The 7,500-nt window shown below is 35.3% G+C and carries 6 protein-coding genes (1 of these 6 only partly in view); all 6 read left to right on the top strand.

Features of this window, described 5'->3' with window-relative positions; all coding sequences use genetic code 11:
• Positions 1-1,341, top strand: a complete 1,341-nt coding sequence (gene dnaA / locus NLJ82_RS00005; RefSeq protein ID WP_000428025.1) for a chromosomal replication initiator protein DnaA — start codon at positions 1-3, stop codon at positions 1,339-1,341.
• 178 nt (positions 1,342-1,519) lie between these two features.
• On the top strand, positions 1,520-2,659 hold the full coding sequence (dnaN, locus tag NLJ82_RS00010; protein ID WP_001212896.1) for a DNA polymerase III subunit beta: 1,140 nt from the start codon (positions 1,520-1,522) through the stop codon (positions 2,657-2,659).
• 127 nt (positions 2,660-2,786) lie between these two features.
• The gene (rlbA, locus tag NLJ82_RS00015; protein WP_000821367.1) at positions 2,787-2,999 is read left to right on the top strand and encodes a ribosome maturation protein RlbA; all 213 of its coding nucleotides are present in this window, start codon (positions 2,787-2,789) and stop codon (positions 2,997-2,999) included.
• Positions 3,000-3,011: 12 nt separating this feature from the next.
• Positions 3,012-4,139: a DNA replication/repair protein RecF gene (gene recF / locus NLJ82_RS00020; RefSeq protein WP_000470750.1), complete on the top strand. Its 1,128-nt coding sequence runs from the start codon at positions 3,012-3,014 to the stop codon at positions 4,137-4,139.
• A gap of 38 nt (positions 4,140-4,177) precedes the next feature.
• Positions 4,178-6,100 (top strand): DNA topoisomerase (ATP-hydrolyzing) subunit B, encoded by a 1,923-nt coding sequence (gene gyrB, locus NLJ82_RS00025; RefSeq protein ID WP_000435992.1) that lies wholly within the window; start codon positions 4,178-4,180, stop codon positions 6,098-6,100.
• A gap of 88 nt (positions 6,101-6,188) precedes the next feature.
• A protein-coding gene (gene gyrA, locus NLJ82_RS00030; protein WP_001282850.1) for a DNA gyrase subunit A crosses the window boundary here: on the top strand, positions 6,189-7,500 show its 5' portion. 1,160 nt of this gene lie beyond the right edge of the window; only the first 1,312 of its 2,472 coding nucleotides appear in the window; the start codon lies at positions 6,189-6,191; its stop codon lies off the right edge, out of view.

Here is a 7,500-nt window from a genome sequence, read left to right on the forward strand (position 1 = left end):
TTGGAAAACATCTCTGATTTATGGAACAGCGCCTTAAAAGAACTAGAAAAAAAGGTCAGTAAACCAAGTTATGAAACATGGTTAAAATCAACGACCGCACATAATTTAAAGAAAGATGTATTAACAATTACGGCTCCAAATGAATTCGCCCGCGATTGGCTAGAATCTCATTATTCAGAGCTAATTTCAGAAACACTTTATGATTTAACAGGGGCAAAATTAGCTATTCGCTTTATTATTCCCCAAAGTCAAGCCGAAGAGGAGATTGATCTTCCTCCTTCTAAACCGAATTCAGCACAAGATGATTCTAATCATTTACCACAGAGTATGCTAAATCCAAAATATACGTTTGATACGTTTGTTATTGGCTCTGGTAACCGTTTTGCTCACGCTGCTTCATTGGCCGTAGCCGAAGCGCCAGCTAAAGCATATAATCCCCTCTTTATTTATGGGGGAGTTGGACTTGGAAAGACCCATTTAATGCATGCAATTGGTCATTATGTAATTGAACATAACCCAAATGCCAAAGTTGTATATTTATCATCAGAAAAATTTACAAATGAATTCATTAATTCTATTCGTGATAATAAAGCTGTCGATTTTCGTAATAAATACCGCAATGTGGATGTTTTATTGATAGATGATATTCAATTTTTAGCGGGAAAAGAACAAACTCAAGAAGAGTTTTTCCATACATTCAATGCATTACACGAAGAAAGTAAACAAATTGTAATTTCCAGTGATCGGCCACCAAAAGAAATTCCAACTTTAGAAGATCGTCTTCGTTCTCGCTTTGAATGGGGACTCATTACGGATATTACGCCACCAGATTTAGAAACGCGGATTGCAATTTTGCGCAAAAAGGCAAAGGCTGAAGGACTTGATATACCAAATGAGGTCATGCTTTATATTGCAAATCAAATCGATTCAAATATTCGTGAACTAGAAGGTGCACTCATCCGAGTTGTAGCTTATTCATCTTTAATTAACAAAGATATTAATGCTGATTTAGCAGCCGAAGCACTTAAAGATATTATTCCAAATTCTAAACCAAAAATTATCTCCATTTATGATATTCAAAAAGCTGTAGGAGATGTTTATCAAGTAAAATTGGAAGATTTCAAGGCGAAAAAACGAACGAAATCAGTTGCCTTCCCTCGCCAAATTGCAATGTATTTATCACGTGAACTGACAGACTCCTCCTTACCTAAAATAGGTGAAGAATTTGGTGGACGTGATCATACAACAGTTATCCATGCTCATGAAAAAATTTCTAAGCTACTTAAGACGGATACGCAATTACAAAAGCAAGTTGAAGAAATTAACGATATTTTAAAGTAGTAGCTGAATAGTGTGAATAACTTTCCTTGTTTTACGCACAGTCTATCCACATGTAGATAGACTGTTTTTACATCCTTTAACAGAGTTATCCACATATCCACAAGCCCTATTACTATTACTACTATTTTTTATCTTTATTAATTAAATAAAATCTTATACTTACCGGAGGTTTTTCTTTATGCGTTTTACAATACAAAAAGACTATCTTGTAAGAAGTGTACAAGATGTAATGAAGGCTGTTTCTTCTCGTACAACAATTCCGATCCTTACGGGGATTAAAGTTGTCGCTACAGAAGAAGGAGTTACATTAACAGGAAGCGATGCTGATATTTCAATTGAATCTTTCATTCCAGTTGAAGAGAATGGAAAAGAAATCGTAGAAGTGAATCAATCAGGAAGTATTGTTTTACAGGCTAAATATTTTAGTGAAATTGTAAAGAAGTTGCCTAAAGAAACTGTAGAAATTTCTGTGGAAAATCATTTGATGACAAAAATAACTTCTGGAAAATCAGAGTTTAATTTAAATGGTTTAGATTCTGCAGAATATCCATTGTTACCACAAATTGAAGAACATCATGTTTTTAAGATTCCAACGGATTTACTTAAACATATGATTAGACAAACTGTATTTGCAGTTTCCACTTCTGAAACAAGACCAATCTTGACAGGTGTAAACTGGAAGGTATATAACAGCGAACTAACTGGCATTGCTACAGATAGTCACAGACTAGCTCTTCGAAAAGCAAAAATTGAAGGCATTGCAGATGAGTTCCAAGCAAATGTTGTTATTCCAGGAAAAAGTTTAAATGAATTAAGCAAAATTCTAGATGAGTCTGAAGAAATGGTAGATATCGTTATTACGGAGTATCAAGTATTATTCCGTACAAAACATTTATTATTCTTCTCAAGATTGTTAGAAGGAAATTACCCTGATACAACTCGCTTAATTCCAGCGGAGAGCAAAACAGATATTTTTGTAAATACAAAAGAATTTTTACAAGCAATTGATCGTGCATCTCTTTTAGCAAGAGATGGTCGTAATAATGTTGTAAAATTATCAACTTTAGAGCAGGCAATGCTAGAAATTTCCTCGAATTCACCAGAAATCGGAAAAGTAGTAGAAGAAGTTCAATGTGAAAAAGTAGATGGAGAAGAGTTAAAAATATCTTTTAGTGCAAAATATATGATGGATGCACTAAAAGCATTAGATAGTACTGAAATTAAGATTAGCTTTACTGGAGCAATGAGACCATTCTTAATTCGTACAGTAAATGATGAATCCATTATTCAATTAATTTTACCGGTTCGTACTTACTAAGTAAGAAATAAGGGTTGCTAGTTTTCAGATGCTAGTAGCCCTTATTTGATTTTTGGGTATTACTTTCCTAATGCTAGTTTATTTAGTACAATGAAAGAATGAACACTTTCAGAAAGTGAGCGATTTTATGAAACGTATTAAAATTTCAACAGAGTATATTACACTAGGGCAATTTTTAAAGTTAGCCGATGTAATTGATACAGGTGGCGCTGTAAAATGGTTTTTACAAGAATATGAAGTGTACGTGAATCAAGAACTTGAAAATAGAAGAGGTCGCAAACTATATGCGAACGATATTATTGAAATTCCAGGAAGCGGAAGTTTCCAAGTTCAGTCATAAAGGGGGAGCCCTTTGTTTATTTCAGAAATACAATTAAAAAACTATCGCAATTATGAAAAGTTAGAGCTTTCCTTTGAAGATAAGGTAAATGTAATTATCGGCGAGAATGCGCAAGGGAAAACGAATTTGATGGAAGCTATTTATGTTTTAGCGATGGCGAAATCTCATAGAACCTCTAATGATCGCGAACTTATCCGTTGGGATGAAGATTTCGGTCAAATTAAAGGAAAGCTACAAAAGAGAAATAGTTCTTTGTCTTTGGAATTAAATATCTCGAAAAAAGGTAAAAAGGCAAAATTAAATCAACTTGAACAACAAAAATTGAGTCAATATATTGGCGTGATGAATGTTGTCATGTTTGCCCCAGAAGATTTAAATCTTGTAAAAGGAAGCCCTCAAGTAAGAAGACGCTTTTTAGATATGGAATTAGGCCAAATAGCTCCGGTCTATTTGTATGAATTGAGTCAATATCAAAAGGTGCTCACACAACGAAATCACTTGCTAAAAAAGATGCAAGGGAATAGTAAGAATGAGGAAACGATGTTGGATGTATTTACACTTCAACTTATTGAGCATGGTACAAAAATTTTGCAAAAACGCTTTGAATTTTTGCATTTACTACAAGAATGGGCAGCTCCAATTCATCGTGGTATAAGCCGTGGGTTAGAAGAATTAGAAATTGTCTATAAACCGAGTGTAGATGTATCAGAATCAATGGATTTGTCGAAAATAAAAGAAGTATACTATGAAAGTTTTCAATCCGTGAAACAACGTGAAATTTTCCGTGGTACGACTTTAATTGGTCCTCATCGTGATGATTTACAATTCTTCGTTAATAGTAAAAATGTTCAAGTCTTTGGTTCGCAAGGACAACAACGAACGACCGCACTGTCCCTAAAATTAGCTGAAATTGAATTGATTTACTCAGAAGTTAAAGAATATCCGATTCTTCTATTGGATGATGTATTATCAGAATTAGATGATTATCGTCAATCGCATCTGTTAAATACAATTCAAGGAAAAGTGCAAACATTTGTGACAACGACGAGTGTCGACGGAATTGAACACGAAACATTAAAAGAAGCGAAAACAATTCATGTAACGAACGGCACGGTAGATTGTGAAATAGATAGGGCGTAATCCCTGTTTAAATGGAAAAGTAGGTGATCTTTGTGTCAATGGAACAAAAGCAAATGCAAGAAAATTCATATGATGAAAGTCAAATACAGGTACTTGAAGGGCTAGAAGCAGTTCGAAAACGCCCTGGTATGTATATTGGATCTACAAGCGGAAAAGGACTTCACCATCTTGTATGGGAAATCGTCGATAATAGTATTGATGAAGCACTTGCAGGTTACTGTGATGAAATTAACGTTAGTATCGAAGAAGATAATAGTATTCGTGTAACGGATAATGGACGTGGTATTCCAGTTGGTATACAAGAAAAAATGGGACGTCCTGCTGTAGAGGTTATTATGACCGTTCTTCATGCTGGTGGTAAGTTTGGCGGCGGCGGTTATAAAGTTTCTGGTGGTTTGCATGGTGTTGGGGCATCTGTAGTAAATGCCCTATCAACAGAACTAGAGGTATTTGTACATCGTGAAGGTAAAATCCATTATCAAAAATACGAAAGAGGTATTCCGGTTGCGGATTTAAAAGTCATTGGTGACACAGATCAAACAGGAACGATAACTCGATTTAAACCAGATCCAGAAATTTTTCAGGAAACAACAGTATACGAATTTGATACGCTCGCAACTCGTATGCGTGAATTAGCATTTTTAAATCGTAATATTAAATTAACAATTGAAGATAAACGTGAACATAAGCAAAAGAAAGAATTCCATTATGAAGGTGGAATTAAATCATACGTCGAGCATTTAAATCGCTCAAAACAACCAATCCATGAAGAACCTGTATATGTAGAAGGATCAAAAGATGGTATTCAAGTTGAGGTTTCCTTACAGTATAACGAAGGATATACAAATAATATTTACTCATTTACGAATAACATTCATACGTATGAAGGTGGAACACATGAAGTAGGGTTTAAAACAGCTTTAACTCGTGTGATTAACGATTATGGACGTAAAAATAGTATTTTAAAAGATGCAGACAGTAACTTAACGGGTGAGGATGTTCGTGAAGGTTTAACTGCAATTGTATCAATTAAACATCCAAACCCACAATTTGAAGGACAAACGAAGACGAAACTTGGGAATAGTGAAGCAAGAACGATTACAGAGTCTGTGTTTTCAGAGGCATTTGAAAAGTTCTTACTAGAAAACCCGAATGTTGCACGAAAAATCGTAGAAAAAGGTACGATGGCAGCACGTGCACGTGTTGCAGCGAAAAAAGCACGTGAATTGACACGCCGCAAGAGCGCATTAGAAGTTTCAAGTTTACCTGGTAAATTAGCAGATTGCTCTTCGAAAGATCCAGCAATTAGTGAAATTTACATTGTAGAGGGTGACTCTGCTGGTGGATCAGCAAAACAAGGGCGTGATCGTCACTTCCAAGCGATTTTACCGCTAAAAGGTAAAATTATTAACGTTGAAAAAGCAAGATTGGATAAAATTTTATCTAACGATGAAGTGCGTACAATTATTACTGCAATTGGTACGAACATTGGCGGCGATTTTGATATCGAGAAAGCTCGTTATCATAAAGTTATTATTATGACGGATGCCGACGTAGATGGTGCGCATATTCGTACCCTATTATTAACGTTCTTCTATCGTTATATGCGTCAAATTATTGAACATGGTTATATCTATATTGCACAGCCACCGTTGTTTAAAATACAACAAGGTAAAAAAATTCAATATGCTTATAATGAGAAAGAGCTTGAAAAGATTTTAGATGAATTACCAGCTCAACCTAAACCTGGGATCCAACGTTACAAAGGTTTAGGAGAAATGAATCCAGCTCAGCTTTGGGAAACGACAATGGACCCAGAAGTGCGTTCATTACTTCAAGTTTCCCTTCAAGATGCAATTGAAGCAGATGAAACATTTGAAATTTTAATGGGGGATAAAGTAGAGCCACGTCGTAACTTTATCCAAGAAAATGCAAAATACGTGAAAAACCTTGATATTTAAATGAGTAATGACAGGAATCTGAGTATTCCTGTCTTCTACATATAAATCAATGTATGTGTAACGGAAATGTAAGAGGAGGTGCTCGTTGATGTCAGACAATCAACAACAAGCACGAATTCGAGAAATTAATATTAGTCATGAAATGCGTACCTCATTTTTAGATTACGCAATGAGTGTTATCGTATCTCGTGCATTACCAGATGTTCGTGATGGATTAAAACCTGTGCATCGTAGGGTTTTATATGCGATGAATGATTTAGGAATTACGGCTGATAAAGCGTATAAGAAATCAGCACGTATTGTTGGTGAAGTAATCGGTAAGTATCACCCTCATGGTGATTCAGCTGTTTATGAAACAATGGTACGTATGGCGCAAGATTTCAGTCAACGTTATATGCTTGTTGATGGGCATGGTAACTTTGGATCTGTCGATGGAGATTCAGCAGCAGCAATGCGTTATACAGAAGCAAGAATGTCTAAGATTTCTATGGAATTAATACGTGATATTTCAAAAAATACGATTGATTATCAAGATAACTATGATGGTTCTGAAAGAGAGCCAATTGTATTACCAGCGCGTTTTCCTAACTTACTAGTAAATGGTACGACAGGTATTGCAGTTGGTATGGCAACGAATATTCCGCCGCATCAACTTGGCGAAGTAATTGATGGGGTATTGGCATTAAGTCATAATCCTGATATTACTATTGCAGAATTAATGGAGTGCATTCCAGGACCAGATTTCCCGACGGCAGGTTTAATTTTAGGAAGAAGTGGTATTCGTAGAGCGTATGAAACAGGACGCGGTTCTATTATACTTCGTGCTAAAGTTGAAATTGAAGAGAAGTCAAATGGCAAACAATCTATTATCGTAACGGAACTACCTTATCAAGTAAATAAGGCGCGATTAATTGAAAAAATTGCAGAATTAGTTCGCGATAAGAAAATTGAAGGTATTACAGATTTACGTGATGAATCAGATCGAAATGGTATGCGTATTGTTATGGAAGTACGTCGTGATGCCAATGCTAATGTATTATTAAATAACTTATATAAACATACAGCACTTCAAACAAGTTTCGGTATTAACATGCTGTCTCTTGTAAATGGAGAGCCACAAGTGCTGAACTTAAAACAAAATTTATATCATTACTTGGAACATCAAAAGGTAGTAATTCGTAGACGTACAGCTTATGAACTAGAAAAAGCAGAAGCGCGTGCTCATATTTTAGAAGGATTACGAATTGCCTTAGACCATCTGGATGAAGTTATTACATTAATTCGTAGTTCGAAAACAGCGGAAATTGCAAAACAAGGTTTAATGGAACGTTTCGGCTTAAGTGAAAAACAAGCGCAAGCTATTTTAGATATGCGTTTGCAACGTTTAACAGGTTTAGAAC

This window comes from Bacillus paranthracis, assembly GCF_024296885.1.
Classification (GTDB): domain Bacteria; phylum Bacillota; class Bacilli; order Bacillales; family Bacillaceae_G; genus Bacillus_A; species Bacillus_A paranthracis.